The sequence below is a fragment of the Eubacterium sp. Marseille-QA0814 genome (assembly GCF_965119675.1).
In the GTDB taxonomy this organism is placed as follows: Bacteria; Bacillota; Clostridia; order Lachnospirales; family Lachnospiraceae; genus Eubacterium_G.
The window spans coordinates 703,157-720,439 of the sequence record NZ_CBCPMG010000001.1 but is presented as its reverse complement, the minus strand read 5'-3'; the positions used below and the strand labels follow the sequence as shown (position 1 = coordinate 720,439).

The following is a 17,283-nucleotide window of genomic DNA, read 5'->3' as shown; positions in this document are numbered from 1 at the left end:
GCAACACTTTGTTAAAAATATAACCTTTCTTGTATTACGTTTATAAGTAAAGTAAAATAGTATTTAAGTAATAAAACCTTAATAAAATATTAAATAAGGAGGAAAGTTAAGAGGTTTTAGTTCGGTGAAAAGACAATTGAATAAGGAGGCTTGTTATGAAGATTTATGAAACACAGAATATTAGAAATGTTGTTTTTTTAGGACATGGCGGAGCCGGAAAAACAACATTTGCTGAGGCAGTAGCTTTTGCTACAAAGACTATTTCCAGAATGGGACGCATAGATGATGGAAATACAATTTCAGATTATGACAAGGAGGAAATCAAGCGTAAGTTTTCCATAAGTGCATCTGTTATACCAATAGAGTGGAACGGATTGAAAATTAATATATTAGATGCACCGGGATATTTTGATTTTGTCGGTCAGATGGAAGATGCCATGAGTGTTGCGGACGCTGCTGTAATTGTGGTTAATGGAAAGACAGGAGTAGAAGTAGGAACGGTTAAAGCCTGGGAAACATGTGAGCGTAGAAAAATCCCATGTATATTTTTAGTTACCAATATAGATGATTCCAATGCAAAATACATGGAAATTGTAGAACAGTTAAAGTCAAGATTCGGCAAGAAGATAGCACCATTTCATTTGCCAATTATGGAGAATGACAAATTAATTGGTTATGTAAACGTAGTGAAAATGGGTGGTAGAAAGTTCATTGATAATTTGGGTAATTATGATGAAATGGAAATTCCTGAATCAGTTACAAGTAAATTAGTTCCGGTTAGAGAGCAGTTAATGGAGGCTGTTGCAGAATCTGATGAAGAATTAATGGATAAGTATTTTTCAGGTGTAGATTTTACATACGAGGAAATATCAAAAGCATTAAGAAAGAGTGTAATTAATTGTGATATTGTTCCCGTACAAATTGCATCAGGAGTAACCTGCCAGGGTGTAAATAGTTTCTTACAGACCTGTGAAAAATATTTTCCATCAGCAGATAAGGCAGAAGTTTTGAAAAAAGCAACAAACATAGAAAACGATGAAGAAGTGGTTGCAGATTTTGACAACTCAAAACCTGTTTCTGCTTATGTATTTAAAACAATAATGGATCCATTTGTTGGAAAATATTCTTTAGTAAAAGTAAGAACAGGCATATTAAAAACAGGTGATGTTGTTTACAATCCAACAAAAAATATAGAAGAAAAATTAAACAAACTGTATGTTATTTGCGGAAAGAATGTTACTGAAGTAAGTGAATTGCACTCAGGAGATATTGGGGCAATAGGTAAGCTTACAAGCACAAGAACAGGAGATACTTTATCAACGAAACAGTGGCCAATTGTATATCATCCAACAACAATGTCAAAGCCTTATGCGTATATGGCATATAGAGCTGAGAAAAAGGGGGATGAGGACAAATTAGCTCAGGCACTTACTAAATTATGTATTGAAGACTTGACTTTGAAGTCAGTTATTGATGCGGAAAATAAACAATCTCTTCTTTACGGAATCGGTCATCAGCAATTGGAAGTTGTTGCATCTAAACTGAAAGACAGATACAAAGTAGATGTTATTTTAGAACGACCAAAAGTTCCATTTAAAGAAACAATAAGGAGTAAGGCACAGGTTCAGGGTAAACACAAAAAACAGTCAGGTGGTCATGGACAATATGGTGATGTTGTAATTGAGTTTGAACCATCAGGTGACTTATCAAAACCTTATATTTTTGACGAAAAAATATTTGGTGGAGCTGTGCCAAAGAATTATTTCCCGGCAGTTGAAAAAGGAATTCAGGAATGTGTAAAAGAGGGGCCATTGGCAGGTTATCCTGTTGTCGGCATTAAGGCTACATTAACAGATGGTTCATACCATCCTGTTGATTCTTCTGAAATGGCATTTAAGATGGCAACAATAATAGCTTTTAAGAAAGGCTTTATGGAAGCTAATCCTGTACTGTTAGAACCAATTGCTATGGTTACAATTACAGCACCGGAAAAATATTCAGGTGATATTCTTGGAGATTTGAATAAAAGACGTGGTCGTGTATACAATATGAATTCTGATAATGGAAAACAGATTATAGAAGCTGAAATACCATTACTTGAAATGTATGAATATTCAACTTCACTTCGTTCAATGACAGGGGGAAGTGGTGAATTTGAATATGTTGTATCCAGATACGAACAGGCACCACCTGATGTACAGGAAAAAGAAATAGCAAAATCCAAACAGGGTTAAGATTTTAAATAGAAATTATATAATCACTCCTTAAGGGCAGGGGATTAGTTGTATTGATTATAGTTGCAAGGCAGCAATGATTAGTGCAATTAACCTCCTGTTTTTTTTGTAATAAAGTATATACTTGGTATCTGGAGTGTTACAAGCAGTATTTTATAATTAAAATATTTAATTCATATAAAAATAGTATGTTTTAGTTGACATTTATATAAAATAAAGGTAATATACTTCATATCCTACTAAAGATATAGGATTAATTCAAAAAAAGGAAAAGAGATGTAATATGAAGTTATCAAAGAAAAGCAGATATGGAATAATAGCATTAATAGACTTATCTATTAATTCAAAAAACGGTCATGTGAAACTTAGCAGTATTGCAGAAAGAAATGATATATCTTTACAGTATCTTGAACAGGTTTTTGCAGGACTAAGAAGACATGGAATTATTAAAAGTATTAAAGGTGCCCAGGGTGGATATTTATTAAATCAGAGTGCTAAGGACATTACTGTGGCATTAATTATTGAAGCACTTGACGGAACTTATAAGATTGAAAAAGAGTATGAAGGCCAGGGCAATATAGCAGAACAGGTTATTGAAGAATCAGTAATTGATAAAGTAAATGAAAAACTTGATGAAGTATTACTTAATATTTCATTAGAAGACTTAGAAAAAGATTATTTACAAAGTAACGATTTTAGTCAGTACATGTATTACATTTAAGCTTATTTAAAAATCACAGTTATTAAAAATGAACACATAACACCAATGTGATTAAGTTGGAAGGTTCCACCCCCCCTAGTATATTTAACTAGAAAACAAAATAAGAAATAGGAGAAAGAAGGATGAATTACAATATAGCAACAAAATGCATACATGGAGATAATGAAACCAATAAGGACGTATTTGGTTCAGTGAATGTTCCAATATATCAGACTGCAACTTTTGCACATCCCGGAATTGGAGAATCAACAGGTCATAACTATACAAGAGAAAGCAACCCAACAAGAGATACATTAGAAAATATTGTGTCTTCTTTAGAAGGGGCAATTGATACTGTAGCATGTTCCAGCGGTATGGCAGCAATAAGACTTTGCATGGAATTATTTAGCAGAGGGGATCACATAATATGCACAGAGGATTTATATGGTGGCTCAGTTAGAATATTTGACACTATAGGGACTAATCAGGGATTGGAATTCTCATATATTGACACATCAGATATTGAAGTTTTGAAAGAAACAATAAAAGAAAATACAAAGGCAGTTTATATAGAAACTCCAAGTAATCCTACAATGAAAGTAACTGACTTGCACGAAGTTGTTAAGTTGGCAAATGAAAAGAATTTAATTGTAATAGTAGATAATACTTTTTTAACACCATATTTTCAAAAGCCACTTCAGCTAGGTGCTCATATAGAGATTCACAGTGGAACAAAATTTCTCGGTGGTCATAACGATACTTTGGCAGGTTTTTTGTCAACTAATAATAAAGAAATTGCAGAAAAAATACGTTTTGCATACAAGACTACAGGATTTTGTCTTTCACCATTTGACAGTTTTTTAATTATACGTGGAATTAAAACTTTATCAGTAAGACTGGAAAGACAGCAGGAAAATGCAATCAAAATAGCTAACTGGTTAAAGAAGCAACCAAAGGTAAAAAAGGTTTATTATATTGGTTTAGAAGAGCATCCGGGATATGAAATCAACAAAAAACAGGCAACAGGTTTTGGCAGCATGATTTCATTTAAAGTTGATTCAGAAGAAACAGCAAGAAATATTTTGGAAAAAGTTAAGGTCATAGCCTTTGCTGAAAGTTTAGGTGGTGTTGAATCATTGATAACATACCCAATGTTTCAAACACATCCTGATGTTCCAAAAGAAAAAAGAGAACAGTTAGGAATTACGGAAGACTTTTTAAGAATATCAGTAGGAATTGAAAATGTTGATGACTTAATAAGAGATTTGGAACAGGCATTTCAATAGTTTGGAGGAAAAATGAAATACGATTTTAATAAAATAATAAATAGAAATAATACAAAAAGTTTAAAATATGATTTTGCAAAAGAGAGAAACATGCCAGAAGATTTGTTACCTTTATGGGTTGCAGACATGGATTTTCAAACTTCACCTGAAATTATTGAGGCATTAAATAAAGCAGTAAGTCACGGTATATATGGCTACAGTGAAGGTAAAGAAGAATATTTTGATGCAGTATACAATTGGTATAATGATAATTTTAATTGGCAGGTAAAAAAAGAATGGCTAATAAAAACACCGGGTGTAGTATTTGCCATAGTATTGGCAATTAATGCACTTACTAATGAAGGTGATAGTGTATTAATTCAAAATCCTGTATATTACCCATTTACTGAAGTAATTATTGATAATAATAGAAAATTAGTGAACAATTCTTTAGTTAGAAATGGCAAAAAATATGAAATTGATTTTGAAGATTTTGAAAAGAAAATAATAGAAAATAATGTTAAGTTATTTATTTTATGTAGTCCACATAATCCGGTTGGTAGAGTCTGGAAAAAGTGGGAGTTAGAAAAGATAGGAAATATTTGTCTTAAACACAATGTAAAAATTGTAAGTGATGAAATTCACAGTGACTTTGTTTATCCTGAAAATAAGCATATTGTATTTTCATCATTAGATGAAAAATATCAGAATATAACAATTACATGTACAGCACCAACCAAAACATTTAATCTTGCAGGACTTCAAATTTCAAATATTTTTATTCCTAATCTTGAAATTAGAAAAAAAGTATTAAAGCAACTGGATAAGGTTGGTTACAGTCAGGTTAATTTAATGGGACTTGTAGCATGCGAGGCAGCATATAAATATGGTAGACAATGGCTGAATGAATTGAAAGAATATTTATTAGATAACCTTAATTTTTTAAGAGATTATCTAGAAACAAATATACCACAGATAAAATTAATTGAACCTGAAGGAACATATCTGATTTGGCTTGATTGTAGTGCGTTAGGTTTTGAGGACAAAGAACTTGAAAAGTTTATCGTTGAAAAAGCCAAACTGTGGCTTGACTCAGGACATATCTTTGGAAAAGAAGGAGAAGGCTTCCAGAGAATCAATATTGCATGTCCAAGAGAAACATTGAAAAAAGCATTAGAACAGCTAAAAGAGGCAGTTGATGAAATAAAAAGCATAAAATAAATCAAGAATACATTAAATATGTGGGTTGACATTAACGCTTTAGTAAACTAAAATCTTAACATATTGTGAAACCGTTGATTAAGAGTAAGTAATCGTATGGGACGTTTTTCAGAGAGTTGTCGGTTGGTGTGAGACAACAAACTAACAGCGATGAATGGACTTAAGAGGGCAGCTTGAAACCATATTATTAGGTAGTAGACGCTGACGGAGACTCACCGTTAAAAGAGTAAGCATATGATGGTATGCTGTTGAGAGAATGTGTTATACATTAATTTGGGTGGCACCGCAGAAGTTGAATTTATAAGGCTTTTGTCCCTTTACGTTATATACGTGAAGAGACAGGAGTCTTTTTTTTGTTACTGTTTAGAACAGCGTTTTCGTATAAGTGAATATTTTTTTGAAGCTTGCTTATAAAAAAATATTCACTTATACGAAAACATTGAGCGGTCAGCTCAAGTGAGATGAAGTACACAAAGTGTACGGAATCGAACTGTTCTAAACATAGATGAATTTCTAAAAGAAATATTTTTGAAGCTTGCTTATAAAAAAATATTCACTTATACGAAAACATTGAGCGGTCAGCTCAAGTGAGATGAAGTACACAAAGTGTACGGAATCGAACTGTTCTAACAAGCGAAGACCAACTTTAACAGCCGGAAATCATAGGCGCTATTTAACTGAAATAATTAAACAGTCAGATATGCGAGAGGAGAACATATGAAAACACAAAGCTTTGAAGAAATCGAAGAATTAACAAAGGACTATAGCATGATTCCTATTTGCAAGGAAATATATGCTGATGTTATTACTCCAATTTCACTTTTAAGAAAAATGGAAGAATTTGGTAAAAACTTTTTCTTGCTTGAAAGTGTAGAAGGTGGAGAAAAATGGGCAAGATATTCTTTTTTAGGTTATGAACCTGTTTTGCACATAACATGCAAGAATGGAAAGGTAACCCAGAAAAGTGGCGAGATTGAAACTACTGTAACAATGGATCCAATGGATGCACTAAGAAAACAGTTAGAAAAATATAAGTCACCTAAAATTGAAGGAATGCCAACTTTTACCGGTGGTTTTGTTGGATATTTTGGATACGAAATGATTGGCTATGCTGAACCTAAATTAAATTTAAAAGAAAGCAATGTTGATGATTATCATTTAATGCTTTTTGACAAGGTAATTGCTTTTGATCATTTAAGACAAAAAATATTATTAATTGCAAACATGAAGTCAAAAGATGGTCATCAGGGATATAACGGAGCTTTACTTGAAATTGAAAAAATGATTTCACTTATAAATGAACAAAGTCCATTACCTGAGTATCATGCACAGGAAAATGTAGATTTTAAATGTAATGTTTCTAAAGAAGAATATTGCAACATGATTGAAAAAACAAAGGCATATATCAGAGAGGGTGATATTTTTCAGGGCGTTATTTCAAGAAGATTTGAAGCTGAATATAACAGCAGTTTAATGAACGCCTATAGAGTTTTAAGAACTACTAATCCTTCGCCTTATATGTATTTTATCCAGTCAGAAGATATGCAGATAGCAGGTGCCTCTCCTGAAACAATGGTTAAATTAGTAGATGGCAAATTAACAACATTTCCTGTTGCCGGAACAAGACCAAGAGGTAAAAATCAGGAAGAAGATAAAGCTTTAGAAGAAGGTCTTTTAAAAGATGAGAAAGAATTAGCAGAACATAATATGTTAGTTGATTTGGCACGTAACGACATTGGAAGAATTGCAAAATATGGAAGTGTTTATTTAGAAGATTATATGAAGATTCATAGATTTTCAAAAGTAATGCATATTGCTTCAACTGTATGTGGAGAGTTAAGAGAGGATAAAGACAGTTGTGATACAGTTTCAGCACTTTTACCGGCAGGCACATTGTCAGGTGCACCAAAGTTTAGAGCCTGTGAAATTATTGATGAATTAGAAAAAGAACCAAGAGGTGTATACGGTGGAGCCATTGGTTATATTGATTTGTCAGGAAATTTAGATGTATGTATTGCAATTAGAACAGCAGTTAAAAAAGGAAATAAGGTATATGTTCAGGCAGGTGCAGGAATTGTTGCAGACAGCGTACCTGAAAGCGAATATATGGAATGTGCTCATAAAGCAGGGGCAGTAATAGATGCAATTAAACGAGGAAGTGAGGTAAACAAGTAATGGTTTTATTAATAGATAATTATGATAGTTTCTCTTATAACCTTGTTCAATTATTTGGAAAATTAACTGACGGAAAAGTTAAGGTAGTAAGAAATGATGAATATAAAATTGATGACATTAGAAAATTAAATCCTACACATATTATTTTATCTCCGGGACCTGGAAAGCCGGAAAATGCAGGTATATGCGAAGAGGTGGTAGAAAAGCTTAAGGGCGAATATCCAATTTTAGGAGTTTGCTTGGGACATCAGAGTATTTGTGAGGTATTTGGTGCACAGGTTACTTACGCAAAACAATTGATGCATGGGAAACAAAGCAACATGACAATTACAAATGACAGTCCGATTTTTAAAGGGATGGATTCACCATTTAAAGGTGCAAGATACCATTCGTTGTCGGCTAATCCTGATACAATACCCGAGGAATTGGAAGTTATAGCTATTGATGAATGTGACAATGAAATAATGGCTGTCCAACACAAAAAATATAAAATTTACGGTTTACAGTTTCATCCGGAATCAGTTATGACACCTGAAGGAGAAAAAATCGTAGATAACTTTTTAAAGATTAAAAAATAAATTAAAAAGATTATTATTTATAGATAAGTATACGAAATTAAATTCAATAAATAAAAAAATTGGAGGTTTAAGTATGATTAAAGAAGCCATAGATAAATTAGTGAATAAACAGGACTTAACTTTTGATGAAGCAAAAGAAGTTATGAATGAAATTATGAGCGGTGAAACACCTGATACATTAATTAGTGCTTATTTAGTAGCACTTAGAATGAAAGGGGAAACTATTGAAGAAATATCAGGTTCAGCGAAAGGTATGCGTGATAATGGAACAAAATTGTCACATGACATGGAGGTCCTTGAAATTGTAGGAACAGGTGGAGATAAGGCAAATACATTTAATATTTCCACAACATCAGCATTTGTAGCGGCAGCGGCAGGTTGTAAAGTGGCAAAGCATGGTAACAGAGGCGTTTCAAGTAAGTCAGGTGCTGCAGATGTTTTGGAAGCCTTAGGGGCAAACATAACAGTAGAACCTGAAAAGAGCAAAGAGTTGTTAGACAAAGTTGGTTTTTGCTTCTTATTTGCACAGAAATATCATCCTGCAATGAGATTCGTTGGTCCTGTTAGAGGAGCCTTAGGACTTAGAACAATTTTCAATGTTTTAGGACCTTTAACTAATCCGGCAGGTGCATCAATGGATATTATTGGTGTGTATGAAGAAGAATTAGTAGAGCCGGTTGCACAGGTACTTATAAATCTTGGAGTTAAGAAAGGTATGGTTGTTTTTGGTCAGGACACAATGGATGAGATTACACCTAGTACAAAAACAACAGTTTGTGAAATTAGAAATGGTGAAATAAAATCTTACGAAATCAATCCTGAAGACTATGGAATCTCAATTTGTAAGAAGTCTGATTTGGAAGGTGGAGACGGAACAGAAAATGCTCAGATTACAAAAGACATTTTAAGTGGAAAACTTCAGGGACCAAAGAGAGACGCAGTTTTATTAAATGCAGGTGCTTGTATTTATGTTCAAAATGACCATTTAACATACGAAGAAGCAATTAATATTGCAAGAGAAACAATTGACAGCGGAAAAGCATACGAAAAATTACAGGCTTACATAGAAGAAAGCAATAAGTAAAGGAGTTATATGATTTTAGATAAACTAGCACAATCAACAAGAAAAAGAGTTGAATTGGAAAAAGCAAACATTCCTTTAGAATTAGTAAAAGAGAAGGCTTTAAATATGCCAAAAGGAAATTTAGAATTTGAAAAAGCTTTAGCCAAAAAAGGCATTAATTTTATATGCGAAGTAAAAAAAGCCTCACCATCAAAAGGAATTATTGCCGAAGATTTTCCTTATATAGAAATAGCAAAGGAATATGAGAAGGCAGGAGCAAGCTGTATTTCAGTTTTAACAGAGCCTGAGTATTTTAAAGGTGATAAAAAGTACTTAAAAGGAATAAGCGAAAATGTATCAATACCATTAATTAGAAAAGATTTTGTTGTTGATGAGTATATGATATATGACGGAAAAATTCATGGTGCATCTGCTGTACTCTTGATTTGTTCATTGCTTGATGAAAACACAATAAGAAAGTACATAGAAATCTGCGACAGTCTTGGTATGTCAGCATTAGTTGAAGCCCATGATGAAGAAGAAATTGAAAAAGCAATAAAAAGCGGTGCAAGAATAATCGGTGTAAATAACAGAGATTTAAAAACTTTTACAGTGGATATTGGAAATAGCGAAAGATTAAGAAAGCTTGTGCCGGATAATATTTTATTTGTTGCTGAAAGTGGTATTAAAAGCAATATAGAAATTGAAAGATTAAAAAAAGCTAACGTAAATGGTGTGCTTATTGGAGAAACATTTATGAAAGCTGAAAATAAAAAACAAATGTTACAACAATTAAAAGGAGGAGACCATGAGTAAAGGAAGATTTGGTATACATGGTGGACAGTATGTTCCGGAAACATTAATGACAGCGGTAAATGAAGTTGAAGAAGCTTACAATCATTACAAAAATGATTCGGAGTTTAATAAGGAATTAACAGACCTTTTAAATAATTATGCAGGAAGACCTTCATTATTATATTATGCAGAAAAAATGACAAAGGATTTAGGTGGTGCAAAAATCTATTTAAAGAGAGAAGATTTAAACCATACAGGTTCTCATAAAATTAATAATGTTTTAGGTCAGGTTTTACTTGCAAAGAAAATGGGTAAAACAAGAGTTATTGCAGAAACAGGAGCAGGTCAGCATGGTGTGGCAACAGCAACAGCTGCAGCACTTATGGATATGGAATGTGAAATCTATATGGGAAAAGAAGACTGTGAACGTCAGGCTTTAAATGTGTTTAGAATGGAACTTTTAGGCGCTAAGGTTCATCCTGTTACAAGTGGTACAATGACATTAAAAGATGCAGTAAATGAGGCAATGAGAGAATGGACAAATAGAATGGATGATACATTATACGTATTAGGTTCTGTTATGGGGCCACATCCTTTCCCAACAATTGTTAGAGATTTCCAGAGTGTTATTAGTAAGGAAATTAAAGAACAGATTATGGAAGCAGAAGGTAGACTTCCTGATGGGGTTATTGCCTGTGTAGGTGGTGGCTCAAATGCCATGGGTGCATTTTATAATTTTATTGAAGACAAAGATGTAGCATTAATCGGATGTGAAGCAGCGGGCCTTGGCATAGATAATCCTAAAAATGCTGCAACTATCGCAAATGGTACAGAAGGGATTTTCCACGGAATGAAATCTTTATTCTGTCAGAATGATGATGGACAGATAGCACCTGTTTATTCAATTTCAGCAGGATTAGACTATCCGGGAATTGGACCAGAACATGCAAATTTACATGATACAGGAAGAGCAAAATATGTTCCAATTACTGATGTGGAAGCAGTTGAGGCTTTTGAATATTTATCAAGAACGGAAGGTATAATTCCAGCAATTGAAAGTTCACATGCCATTGCTTATGCAATGAAGTATGCAAAGACACTTGATAAGGACAAAATTATTGTAGTAAATGTTTCAGGTCGTGGTGACAAGGACGTAGCAGCAATAGCAAGATATAGAGGAGTACAGATTTATGAGTAAAGTAAGTGATGCATTTAAGAATGGAAAAGCTTTCATAGCTTTTGTAACAGGAGGAGATCCTGATTTAGAAACAACACAAAAATTAATTATAGAAATGGAAAAAAGCGGAGCAGATATCATTGAAGTTGGTATACCTTTTTCTGATCCAATAGCAGAAGGACCTGTAATTCAGAAAGCAGATTTAAGAGCCCTGCAGGGTGGATGTACAACAGACAAATTGTTTGATGCCATAAAGGAAATAAAAGAACAGGTAAATATACCTTTAGTATTTATGACATATGTAAATGTAATTTACCGTTATGGAACAGAAAAGTTCATGGCAAGATGTGTTGAATGTGGAATTTCAGGTGTTATCGTACCTGACTGCCCATACGAAGAAAGAGATGAGTTAGCACCTTTCTGTAAGGAAGCAGGTATTGACTTAATACCACTTATTGCTCCAACTTCAGAAGAAAGAATTACAAAAATCGCAAAAACAGCAGAAGGTTTTGTATATGTTGTATCATCTCTTGGGGTTACAGGTATCAGACAGAATATTACAACAGATTTAGGGGCTATGACTAAACTTGTAAAAGAAGCAACAGACGTCCCTTGTGCAATTGGATTTGGTATTGCCAAGCCTGAGCAGGCAAAAAATGTATGCCAGTATGCAGATGGTGCAATTGTAGGAAGCGCCATTGTAAAAATTGTTGCAGAACATGGAAAAGAAAGTGTTCCTTATGTTGGGGAATATGTTAAGAGCATGAAGGATGCAATAAGATAGAAACAATAAAAACAATATAATGAAAGTCACCTTGAAAAATGCTTACAATGTTGTATAATAAATTAGTATGCATAGGCTCAAGGTGGCTTTTTGCGTATAAAAATAAAATGGAGTACGAAATTGGATATTAAAAAGATTGTCAAAGAAAAAAGATTTAAGAATACAGTTATTACTCTTCTTGAAATTTTAATTGTTGCAGGTATTATTTTTGGTGGTCTTATGTTTATTCAAAATAAGGTTACGTCAGAGGCTGACAAAGCAAGTAAACTTTCAGGAAAAGGTGTAGAAGAAGAAACAGAAAATAAAAAGACAGCTTTTTCAGATAGGTATTATATAGAAGTAAATAAGAAACTTAAGGCAGTAATTGTTTATCAGTATTCAAAGGATAAGAAAACAAAAGTGGCTGTTAAGTCTTTTAGATGTTCAGTTGGAAAGAGTCTTCCTAATGGAAATTTTAGAATTAAGTCCAAATATACATGGCTTAATAAATACAGTGGTTGGCACAAGTATAATTCATATTTAGATAAGAATGTATGGATTCAGTCACCATCATACTCAGGTAAGGAAGATTACAAACTGGTCAAATCATCTTATAGAAGCATTGGAAAAAAGAAAGCTTCAGGAAAGAATATTGTTTTAACAGCAAATGACGCTAATTGGATATTTGAAAATTGTAAGAAAAACACATTGGTATCAGTAAAAAAAGGCAAGAAAAAAGATACATTGCCTATAGATTTTTCACCGGTTGTAAAAGTATCCGGAAAATGTGGCTGGGATCCTACAGATCCAAGTGAGAACAATCCTTACAAGAAGATAAAAAACGGTACTGTTGTTAAAGGTTCTCAGACAGTTACTGTTGAAAAAGGACATCAGTTTAATTATTACTGTAATTTAATAGCCTTTGGAACAAAGGGTAAAGATATTACCGGAAGATTGAAACATAATACAGTAGATACTTCAGCAGTTGGAAATTATACTGTGAAATATAAATACAAGTCAAAAGACGGTAAGAAGTACAGCATTTCACAGAAAGTAAAGGTGGTAGATACTACACCACCGGTAGTAAGTTGTAGTAAACAGGTATTTACATTAGAAGTAAAAAGTAAAAGTCCAAATGATATTAATACAAAGAAGAATGTTCAAAAAATCATAGACATGGTTAAGTCTACAGTAACCTGTAATGAACCTACAAGTGAAATAAAAGTATATACACTTGAAAAGGAACAGCTTCGAGAAAGCGAAAAAACACCTGTTGTTGTTAAGGCAAAAGATCTTGCAGGAAATGTTGGCTCATGTCAGGTGCTTTGTGAAATAAAAGTAAAAGAAGATACAGTAAAGAAGAATTTCAAAGTCAATAAGAAATTAGAACAACAGAGAAAAAAGAAAGCAGGTATTGAGCCTGAAACAACCAAAAATAAAAAGAAGTCATCTAAGAAGAAATAATTAATATTTATGATTTTTAGGGACTGTTTATTGAAATTATAAAAGGTAATTATTTAAAGTGCTTATAAGCGCAATTAAGTTTAATTTACATATAAATCTAGGAGGAAAATAAGTTATGGCAACACCTTATAATCATAAGGAAATTGAGAAAAAATGGCGTCATAATTGGGATGTAAATCCTATTAACGCTGACAAAACAAAACCAAAGTATTATTGTCTTGACATGTTCCCATATCCATCAGGATCAGGACTTCATGTAGGACACTGGAGAGGATATGTTATTAGTGATGTTTGGAGTAGATATAAGATGCTTCATGGATATCATATTATTCATCCAATGGGCTGGGATGCATTCGGTTTACCAGCTGAAAACTATGCTATCAAAATGAAAACACACCCATCAATTTCAACAGCAGCAAATATTAAGAATATCAAAAGACAGATTAATGAAATCGCTGCACTTTATGATTGGGACATGGAAGTAAACACAACTGATCCTAACTTCTACAAGTGGACACAGTGGATTTTCGTTCAGATGTTCAAAAAAGGACTTGCTTATCAGAAGCAGATGCCAATTAACTGGTGTCCTTCATGTAAAACAGGTCTTGCAAACGAAGAAGTTGTAAACGGCTGCTGTGAAAGATGTGGAGCAGAAGTTACAAAGAAGAATTTAAATCAGTGGATGTTAAAGATTACAGCATATGCTGACAGATTATTAGCAGATTTAGATAAGCTTGACTGGCCTGAAAAAGTTAAGAAGATGCAAAGTGACTGGATTGGAAAGTCATATGGTGCAGAGGTTGACTTTAAGGTTGAAAATACAGAAGACGTTATTACAGTTTATACAACAAGACCTGATACACTTCACGGGGCAACATTTATGGTATTAGCACCTGAACATGAAAAGGCTTTAGGTCTTGCTACACCTGATCAGAAGCCAGCTGTAGAAGAATATATTCAGATGGCAGCAAACAAGTCATCAGTAGACAGACTTCAGGGAAAAGAAAAAACAGGTGTATTTACAGGTAGTTATGCAATTAACCCACTTAATGGTGCAAAGGTTCCAATCTGGCTTTCAGATTATGTATTAGCTGATTACGGAACAGGTGCTATTATGTGTGTACCTGCTCATGATGATAGAGACTTTGAATTTGCAAAGAAGTTTGATATTCCTATTATTCAGGTTATTGCAAAAGACGGAAAAGAAATTGAAAATATGACAGAAGCTTATACAGAAGCTGTTGGAACTATGATTAATTCAGGCGAATGGAATGGTATGGAATCATCAGTTCTTAAGAAGGAAGCTCCTCATATTATTGAAGAAAAGGGCTTTGGTAGAGCAACTGTTAATTACAAATTACGTGACTGGGTATTCTCAAGACAGAGATATTGGGGGGAACCAATTCCAATTATTCATTGTCCTGACTGTGGTCCTGTACCGGTACCTGAAGATCAGTTACCATTATTATTACCTGATGTTGAATCTTATGAGCCAACAGGTACAGGTGAATCACCACTTGCAGCAATTGATGAATGGGTAAACACAACATGTCCATGCTGTGGAAAGCCTGCAAAACGTGAAACAAATACAATGCCTCAGTGGGCAGGTTCATCATGGTATTTCTTAAGATATGTAGATAACAAAAATGATAAAGAACTTGTTTCAAAGCAGAAGGCTCATGATAATTTACCTGTAGATATGTATATCGGTGGTGTTGAGCATGCAGTTCTTCATTTATTATATTCAAGATTCTACACAAAATTCTTATATGATATAGGTGTAGTTGATTTTGAAGAGCCATTTAAGAAGTTATTTAACCAGGGTATGATTACCGGTAAAAATGGTATCAAGATGAGTAAGTCAAAAGGTAACGTTGTTTCACCTGATGATTTAGTAAGAGATTACGGTTGTGACTCATTAAGACTTTATGAAATGTTCGTAGGACCACCTGAACTTGATTCTGAATGGGATGAAAGAGGTATTGATGGTGTTTATAGATTTATCACAAAATTCTGGAAATTAGCAACTGACAGCATCGAAAAAGATGTTAAGGCTACAAAGGAAATGATAAAGATTCGTCACCAGATGGTTCACACTATTACCAAACGTCTTGAAGACTTTAGTTTAAATACTGTTGTTTCAGGATTCATGGAATATAATAATAAGTTAAATGAAATTGCAAAGAGAGAAGGTGGAGTTGATAAAGAAACTATTCAGACATTTACAACTCTTATTGCTCCATTTGCACCTCACATAGCTGAAGAACTTTGGGAGAAACTTGGAAATACAGGTAGCGTATTTGAAAATAACTCATGGCCTGAAGCTGACCAGGAATTAATGAAAGATGATGAAATCAAGATTCCTGTTCAGATTAACGGTAAGACAAAAGAAGTTATTGAAGTACCTGCGGATATTTCAAAAGAAGATGCAATTGCTGCCGGAAAAGAAGCTATTGCAGACAAGATTAACGGAAACATTGTAAAAGAAATCTATGTTCCAGGAAGAATCATTAACTTAGTAGTAAAATAAAATAACAGTGGCAATTAAATCAGTTGTTATTTTGAAAACTATATATTATAAAAGAGAGAAAGCCTTTAGTGCTTTCTCTTTTTACTTAAAGAATTTACAATTTGTTTTACCATATCAACCCGTTTGATTTCTTCAGGAGACATATCTTCTTTTAATACATTAAGAATCAATTCGGTTTCGGCATTTGTGAAATTAATGCCTTGTTTTCCAGCCATGTTAGATTGTCTGATAAAATATGTAAACATATCCTTAGGCTCCATACCTTTTGCCCCTTCGATAATATTAGTAAGAACTTCCAGACGTTCTTTTGATATGCCATCTAACACAGGATCATCCATCCATTTGTTGTTGCTCATAAAAACTCCTTAAATTTATTATTTATTTTTATTCTTTAAATAGTATTCAGTTTTATATTGAAAAATACCATTATAATATTATTAATCGTAAAATTACTAATTTAATTAATTTGAACTTGAAAAGTCATCCATAGTTTGGAAAATATCTGCCGTATCCATATCTTTAAACATATCCATCATTTCCATCATGGATTTAATATTTTCCATAGATTCTTTTGTATCCTCATCCATAAACTCCATAATATCACTTAGCATGTTTTCGGTAGATTTACTATGATTTTCATTCATTGTGGTTATTGCTATATTGGAATTAATAAAGGAGGCATTTTCCAATTCTTTAAATTTTATCATTATTCCAAGAAGATTACTTATAGGACCGTCAATGTAAGGAATTACAGCCTTCATAAGCTGCATGGTTTCGTTAGTGACCATACAATCAAATTTTGTTTGTTTATACCTGTTTTTGCACATAAGACTGTAACTCCTTTTGGTTTATTGAAACATAATTATATTGGTAAATTTTATGCCATATAATTAACAAAGATTAATCAATGGCAACAATTATTATAAGCAAAGTAAAAAAATTGCCGTTATATAAATTTAGACTGTTTAATGATTTGTTTAACAGGCAAAATAAATCATATTCGTAATAATCACTATTATTAACTAACAGCCACAACCGCAACCATTACCGCCGTTTCCACCAAAGAAATTTCCGTTTCCACAACCACAACAGCTAAATAAAATAAATAACCAGATTATGCTTGAACAGCAGTCATTTCCGCCGAAGAAGCCATTGTTTCCACAGCCATTACCGCATCCACCGCAGAATAAGAGAATAAGAATAAGGAAAAGGCAGTTGTTGTTTCCTCCATCATTACCGCATCCGCATCCACAGTTTGTTGCTGCTAAATCACTCATGTTAAATCTCCTAAAATTTTTACTTACACTAAATAATATGA

At 33.2% G+C, this 17,283-nt stretch carries 15 protein-coding genes and 1 other annotated feature; of the genes, 12 read left to right on the top strand and 3 right to left on the bottom strand.

Annotated features, from left to right (window positions below):
- The first annotated feature begins 155 nt into the window (after positions 1-155).
- From ACQY63_RS03365 to leuS, 12 genes are all read left to right on the top strand, one after another.
- Positions 156-2,234, top strand: coding sequence for an elongation factor G (locus tag ACQY63_RS03365; protein WP_118436408.1), 2,079 nt, complete (start codon positions 156-158; stop codon positions 2,232-2,234).
- A 283-nt stretch (positions 2,235-2,517) separates the two neighbouring features.
- The gene (locus ACQY63_RS03360) at positions 2,518-2,955 is read left to right on the top strand and encodes an Rrf2 family transcriptional regulator (RefSeq protein ID WP_428244717.1); all 438 of its coding nucleotides are present in this window, start codon (positions 2,518-2,520) and stop codon (positions 2,953-2,955) included.
- A gap of 122 nt (positions 2,956-3,077) precedes the next feature.
- The gene (locus ACQY63_RS03355) at positions 3,078-4,220 is read left to right on the top strand and encodes a trans-sulfuration enzyme family protein (protein ID WP_412334705.1); all 1,143 of its coding nucleotides are present in this window, start codon (positions 3,078-3,080) and stop codon (positions 4,218-4,220) included.
- A 12-nt stretch (positions 4,221-4,232) separates the two neighbouring features.
- Positions 4,233-5,420, top strand: a complete 1,188-nt coding sequence (locus ACQY63_RS03350) for a MalY/PatB family protein (RefSeq protein WP_428244716.1) — start codon at positions 4,233-4,235, stop codon at positions 5,418-5,420.
- A gap of 65 nt (positions 5,421-5,485) precedes the next feature.
- Positions 5,486-5,740, top strand: a binding site (T-box leader).
- Between the two features lie 397 nt (positions 5,741-6,137).
- Positions 6,138-7,595, top strand: coding sequence for an anthranilate synthase component I (gene trpE / locus ACQY63_RS03345; protein ID WP_412334710.1), 1,458 nt, complete (start codon positions 6,138-6,140; stop codon positions 7,593-7,595).
- Positions 7,595-8,173: an anthranilate synthase component II gene (locus tag ACQY63_RS03340; protein WP_418261787.1), complete on the top strand. Its 579-nt coding sequence runs from the start codon at positions 7,595-7,597 to the stop codon at positions 8,171-8,173. Before trpE ends, ACQY63_RS03340 begins: the two co-directional genes overlap by 1 nt.
- A gap of 73 nt (positions 8,174-8,246) precedes the next feature.
- Entirely contained in the window at positions 8,247-9,257 is a 1,011-nt protein-coding gene (trpD, locus tag ACQY63_RS03335) for an anthranilate phosphoribosyltransferase (RefSeq protein WP_428244715.1), read from the top strand.
- A gap of 9 nt (positions 9,258-9,266) precedes the next feature.
- Positions 9,267-10,052 (top strand): indole-3-glycerol phosphate synthase TrpC, encoded by a 786-nt coding sequence (gene trpC, locus ACQY63_RS03330; protein WP_412334715.1) that lies wholly within the window; start codon positions 9,267-9,269, stop codon positions 10,050-10,052.
- On the top strand, positions 10,045-11,229 hold the full coding sequence (gene trpB, locus ACQY63_RS03325) for a tryptophan synthase subunit beta (protein ID WP_302689536.1): 1,185 nt from the start codon (positions 10,045-10,047) through the stop codon (positions 11,227-11,229). The genes trpC and trpB overlap by 8 nt, the downstream gene beginning before the upstream one ends.
- Entirely contained in the window at positions 11,222-11,992 is a 771-nt protein-coding gene (gene trpA, locus ACQY63_RS03320) for a tryptophan synthase subunit alpha (protein ID WP_302689535.1), read from the top strand. Before trpB ends, trpA begins: the two co-directional genes overlap by 8 nt.
- Before the next feature lie 120 nt (positions 11,993-12,112).
- Entirely contained in the window at positions 12,113-13,435 is a 1,323-nt protein-coding gene (locus tag ACQY63_RS03315) for an immunoglobulin-like domain-containing protein (protein WP_428244714.1), read from the top strand.
- A gap of 115 nt (positions 13,436-13,550) precedes the next feature.
- On the top strand, positions 13,551-15,965 hold the full coding sequence (leuS, locus tag ACQY63_RS03310; RefSeq protein WP_428244713.1) for a leucine--tRNA ligase: 2,415 nt from the start codon (positions 13,551-13,553) through the stop codon (positions 15,963-15,965).
- A 65-nt stretch (positions 15,966-16,030) separates the two neighbouring features.
- Here leuS and ACQY63_RS03305 read toward each other — a convergent pair whose 3' ends face one another.
- The 3 genes from ACQY63_RS03305 to ACQY63_RS03295 all read right to left on the bottom strand — a co-directional run bounded on the left by ACQY63_RS03305 (position 16,031) and on the right by ACQY63_RS03295 (position 17,242).
- Positions 16,031-16,321, bottom strand: coding sequence for a hypothetical protein (locus ACQY63_RS03305; RefSeq protein WP_022165351.1), 291 nt, complete (start codon positions 16,319-16,321; stop codon positions 16,031-16,033).
- Between the two features lie 105 nt (positions 16,322-16,426).
- On the bottom strand, positions 16,427-16,792 hold the full coding sequence (locus ACQY63_RS03300) for a hypothetical protein (protein ID WP_428244712.1): 366 nt from the start codon (positions 16,790-16,792) through the stop codon (positions 16,427-16,429).
- Between the two features lie 195 nt (positions 16,793-16,987).
- Complete coding sequence (locus ACQY63_RS03295; RefSeq protein WP_117999479.1) at positions 16,988-17,242, bottom strand: chorion class high-cysteine HCB protein 13; 255 nt, start codon at positions 17,240-17,242, stop codon at positions 16,988-16,990.
- Positions 17,243-17,283 lie beyond the last annotated feature (41 nt).

What these genes read in the sequence shown, in the direction of transcription:
- ACQY63_RS03365 (WP_118436408.1), top strand. Translation starts at nt 156, where the DNA reads ATGAAGATTTATGAAACACAGAATATTAGAAATGTTGTTTTTTTAGGA.
- ACQY63_RS03360 (WP_428244717.1), top strand. Translation starts at nt 2,518, where the DNA reads ATGAAGTTATCAAAGAAAAGCAGATATGGAATAATAGCATTAATAGAC.
- ACQY63_RS03355 (WP_412334705.1), top strand. Translation starts at nt 3,078, where the DNA reads ATGAATTACAATATAGCAACAAAATGCATACATGGAGATAATGAAACC.
- ACQY63_RS03350 (WP_428244716.1), top strand. Translation starts at nt 4,233, where the DNA reads ATGAAATACGATTTTAATAAAATAATAAATAGAAATAATACAAAAAGT.
- trpE (WP_412334710.1), top strand. Translation starts at nt 6,138, where the DNA reads ATGAAAACACAAAGCTTTGAAGAAATCGAAGAATTAACAAAGGACTAT.
- ACQY63_RS03340 (WP_418261787.1), top strand. Translation starts at nt 7,595, where the DNA reads ATGGTTTTATTAATAGATAATTATGATAGTTTCTCTTATAACCTTGTT.
- trpD (WP_428244715.1), top strand. Translation starts at nt 8,247, where the DNA reads ATGATTAAAGAAGCCATAGATAAATTAGTGAATAAACAGGACTTAACT.
- trpC (WP_412334715.1), top strand. Translation starts at nt 9,267, where the DNA reads ATGATTTTAGATAAACTAGCACAATCAACAAGAAAAAGAGTTGAATTG.
- trpB (WP_302689536.1), top strand. Translation starts at nt 10,045, where the DNA reads ATGAGTAAAGGAAGATTTGGTATACATGGTGGACAGTATGTTCCGGAA.
- trpA (WP_302689535.1), top strand. Translation starts at nt 11,222, where the DNA reads ATGAGTAAAGTAAGTGATGCATTTAAGAATGGAAAAGCTTTCATAGCT.
- leuS (WP_428244713.1), top strand. Translation starts at nt 13,551, where the DNA reads ATGGCAACACCTTATAATCATAAGGAAATTGAGAAAAAATGGCGTCAT.
- ACQY63_RS03305 (WP_022165351.1), bottom strand. Translation starts at nt 16,321, where the DNA reads ATGAGCAACAACAAATGGATGGATGATCCTGTGTTAGATGGCATATCA.
- ACQY63_RS03300 (WP_428244712.1), bottom strand. Translation starts at nt 16,792, where the DNA reads ATGTGCAAAAACAGGTATAAACAAACAAAATTTGATTGTATGGTCACT.
- ACQY63_RS03295 (WP_117999479.1), bottom strand. Translation starts at nt 17,242, where the DNA reads ATGAGTGATTTAGCAGCAACAAACTGTGGATGCGGATGCGGTAATGAT.